Raw genomic sequence first — 4,208 nt, 5'->3', positions numbered from 1 at the left:
GTATATAAAAGATGATCTATTTATTTTAAATAATACCGATACAAATCAAAGAGGTTTTGATTTGGCTTATGATATATTCTGGAACGCATTTGTTTTTTTATCTAGGTATGAGGAATATGCTAGTGAAATGGGTGGTAAGAATATTGGCAGCTATAGCTTGAGACATCCTAGGCAAGATAAAGATAGTTTTGATATCCCTATTGTAAATATTTTATTTAATGAATTGGAATATTTTTTACATATAAATTTTAAAGATTTGGTTTTTGGCAAAAAGCAAAAAGACATTATTGATTTATCGCATGATGTAGACTATATTGAAAAAACAATTCAGCTAAAGATAAAACAAACAGTTTTTAATGCCGTAAATGTTTTTAGGTTGATGACAAGGCCCGTCTATTGTTTTAAAAAAATACTTGAATTATTTAAATTTGCTTTTTCAAATACATCATATTGGTGCTTTGACGATTGGGTAAATATAGAAAAAAAATATAATAGGACGTCAACGTTCTACGTGTATGTAAAAGGCAAATCAAGAGGTTTTAGGTCGTGGTTAATTGATCCATCATATGATATAAAAAATAATGTAAAACTTCAAAAGAAATTAATAGATTTATACAAATGTGGTTTTCAAATAGGTTTGCATGGTAGTTATAATAGTGCTATAAATTGTAATCAGTTGCAGTATGAAAAGGATGAATTAGAAAGAATTTTGGGAATTAAAATAGTAAAAACAAGACAACATTGGCTTAATTACAGCGAAGATACTACCCCAGATATACATAATAGATTGTTTTTATTTGATTCTACTTTGGGCTGGAACGATAGAATGGGCTTTAGGAGCGGAATTGCCAGCATGTATAATCCATACGACTTTAAAAGTAAAAAAGCTTATGACTATGAAGTAATCCCACAAGTTATTATGGATTCGAATATTTATGATTATGGGCTTAAACAAGATGTATTTAATGCTGCAAAATTAGTATTAAATAGGTCAAAAAAATTTTCTAAAACGACATGTGTTTCAATTTCTTGGCATCAAAGAGTATGTAGCTCTGACTACAATTGGCATTTATTTTATGAGGAGCTTCTGAGTGCTTTTTAACAGCGGTAATTATAAATACAATAGTTTTGGCAATATAAAAATTTTAAAGCATCTAAAAAATATTAAAAGCATTAAAAATGTTTTAAGGATCATGTATGAATCCTTATAAGAAAATATTGAAAGAAAATTTAACTAAACTTTTAAATTTATACAATACAGATAAATACTCTGCTACATATGGGTATGGAGACCGAGAATTTTGGGCTTGGAAAATAAAAGATTTTTCAAATTCAACAATGCAAGGCGGAGTACATAGTTTGGCTATAGCTATAAAATTAGGACTATTTGAAAAAGTCGAAGAGAAAAAATTTATTTTTAATGTAATAGATTCTGCAATTTTAGCTATAAAAAATATTATTGATAAAAATGGGTCAGTGTGCGAGGCCTATCCTGCTGAAAATTCGTTTTGCGTAACAGCTTTGGTTGCGTTTGATGTATTGTCTTGTATTTTTTATCTAGATAACTACTTGGATGAAAAGTGTAAAAATGATTATTTAAACATTATACGGCCTTTAGTGCATTTTATTACAAAACATGATGAAAAACACGCGATCATATCAAATCATCTAGCAACAGGTGTTGCGGCAATAGCTTTGTGGAATAAAATAACTGGGGAAACAAACTCTCGTTACAAAGAACTATTAGGACTTATCTATGATAATCAATCCGAAGAAGGTTGGTATAAAGAATATGAAGGAGCCGATCCTGGCTATCAAACCTTATGTACTTATTATTTGTATTGTGCTTATATGATAACATTTGATCAAGATTTATTGGATTCATTAAAAAGATCTGCCAAATTTTTGAGTTTTTTTATTCACCCAAATGGAACAATTGGGGGATTATATGGATCAAGAAATACTGAAATATTTTATCCAGGGGGAATCATTTCTTTAGCAAATGAAATAGAAGAATTTGCACTTATTGCAAAATTTTTAGAGCCAAAGGGGCAACATATACTGCCACAAAATATAGATATTGGCAATTATATCCCTCTTTTGAATTCTTATGCTGTAGCTGCCCTAAATTACGATAAGATAGAACATTGTATTACTAACTCTAGCATTTCTCCATTTTTTTTAAAAACTGGAGAGAAGATATTTGAAAAAGCTGGAATTTATATGTTTTCAAATATAAAATATTTTGCAATACTTAATTTTAAAAAAGGCGGTGTTTTAAAGGTTTTTGATAAAAATAATAGTGTATGCATTGAGGATGGTGGATTGTTTGGTGCTTTAAAAAATGGTAAGAAAATTTCATCTCAAAAATTTGATGATAAAATTAATTTTACCAATAGTGAAATAGTTGCTTCTTTTTATTGTACGAATGAGTCTCTGCCAACTCCCCTAAGTTTTGTTGTTTTAAGGATGTTTTCTATGTCTATTTTTAAGTCCGTTTTCCTTGGTGATTTATTTAAAAAATTTATTGTTAGATTGTTAATGACTGGTAAAAATAAAATAGATGGATGTGTGAAACGAAAATTTGTTTTTTTAAAAGATAAAATCATTGTAAAAGAAAAGATTCAAAGACCTAAGAATTGTATAGAGATCGGACATGTCGGAAAATCAAAGGTTATTCATATGGCTTCAAGTGGTTATCTTTTACCAAAAGATGCAATTATTAAAGACAGCAGTATAGTTGAGTTTAAAAATGTTTAAACTTATACCTAGATTGAAACCAAATTATACATTTTGTGATTGGATTGCTGCTTTAAATATTTTTCAAAAAACCCCAATAGAAACCTACGAAAAAGAGTTTGCAAAGAAATTTGAAAATAAATACGGAGTAATGTTTCAGCATGGAAGAACTGGATTGTACGCACTTTTAAATATATGGCAACTTAAAAATTATGAAATTATATGTCCTGCATATACGTGTGTAGTTGTTCCAAATGCTATTGTGCTAAGTGGTAATATACCAGTTTTTGTGGATAGCGATAAAGATAGTTTTAATATGGATATTTCTTTATTAAAAAAAGCCATTAATAAAAAAACTAGAGCAATAATAGTAACACATTTATTTGGTTATCCTATGGATGTTGAAGCAATTCAAGATATTGTCAAAGAAGCAGAGCTTTTGTATGGCAATAAAATATATGTGATACAAGATGTTGCACATAGCTACGGTGCAAAATGGAATGGATTACTAGTTACCAAATTCGGAGATGCATCCATATTTGGTTCAAATATAAGTAAAATTATAAATTCTATATTTGGAGGCATGGTGCTCACAAATTCTCAAGACACATTTGATAAGTTGGTAACGTGGAAAGTAGAAAATTTGAGAAGTGGTGGTTTATTGAAGTCTTTTAAGAGATTTATATATTTTATAGCCGTAAATATTGCTTTCAATAGTTATGTGTATTTCTTTGTTAATTGTCTTGAAAGAAGAAAAATGCTTGATAGATTTGTTAAATACTTTGAAGAAGACAAAATATATTTTCCGAATGATTGGAATATTAGACCATCTAGACTAGAGGCAAGGATAGGACTTAGTCAGTTGAGGAAATATGATTTTATATTGAATAATAGAATTAAAAATGCTAGGAAGTGGATAAAAAATGTTGGTGGATTGAAGTGCGAATTTAAAAATGATATAGAGGGTGCTACATATAGTCATTGTGTTGCACTGGTTGACGATAGGGCATACTGGTTGGAAAAGTATAGAAAAATGGGCATCCAATTAGGCATTCTTATAGAATACTCTATACCATACTTAAAAGCTTACGCACCGTTTAAGCAAGGAGAGTATCCTGTTAGTTTAGAATATAGTAAAAAAAGCATAAATTTCCCAAATTGGGTATAAAATTAAATATAGGACTTGTTATGTTGGTTGTAGTTGGGAACGATAAAATAGGAAGAAAATTTATTAATCAAATAGATCAAAGCAAATTTATGATCGTTTTAGATGAGTCGTCTTCCATTAGTAGGGTATTTAAGTTATTAAAAAATGGTTCATTAAATTTTTCTCAGTTATTTCAGATGTTTTTTAGCGATTTATTGAGAAAGAATTATCCACTAACAAAAAAATATGAAGCTATTAAAAACAATTCTGATTTGATTAATATTATCAAAAAAAATAATATTAAAACTATCGTATTGTATAG

General features: G+C 28.7%; 4 protein-coding genes. All 4 read left to right on the top strand.

Features of this window, described 5'->3' with window-relative positions:
• The coding region (locus F3G69_RS09375) for a polysaccharide deacetylase family protein (RefSeq protein ID WP_188115362.1) at nucleotides 1-1,102 on the top strand (1,102 nt) is incomplete at its 5' end.
• Between the two features lie 95 nt (nucleotides 1,103-1,197).
• The gene (locus tag F3G69_RS09135; RefSeq protein ID WP_149715054.1) at nucleotides 1,198-2,760 is read left to right on the top strand and encodes a hypothetical protein; all 1,563 of its coding nucleotides are present in this window, start codon (nucleotides 1,198-1,200) and stop codon (nucleotides 2,758-2,760) included.
• Entirely contained in the window at nucleotides 2,741-3,907 is a 1,167-nt protein-coding gene (locus tag F3G69_RS09130; protein WP_107709838.1) for a DegT/DnrJ/EryC1/StrS family aminotransferase, read from the top strand. The genes F3G69_RS09135 and F3G69_RS09130 overlap by 20 nt, the downstream gene beginning before the upstream one ends.
• Before the next feature lie 20 nt (nucleotides 3,908-3,927).
• Nucleotides 3,928-4,208, top strand: a 281-nt coding sequence (locus F3G69_RS09125) for a hypothetical protein (RefSeq protein ID WP_149715053.1), incomplete at its 3' end; no start/stop codon positions are given.

The organism is Campylobacter concisus, from assembly GCF_902460625.1.
In the GTDB taxonomy this organism is placed as follows: Bacteria; Campylobacterota; Campylobacteria; order Campylobacterales; family Campylobacteraceae; genus Campylobacter_A; species Campylobacter_A concisus_AD.
This window is presented reverse-complemented; position numbering and strand designations above follow the sequence as displayed.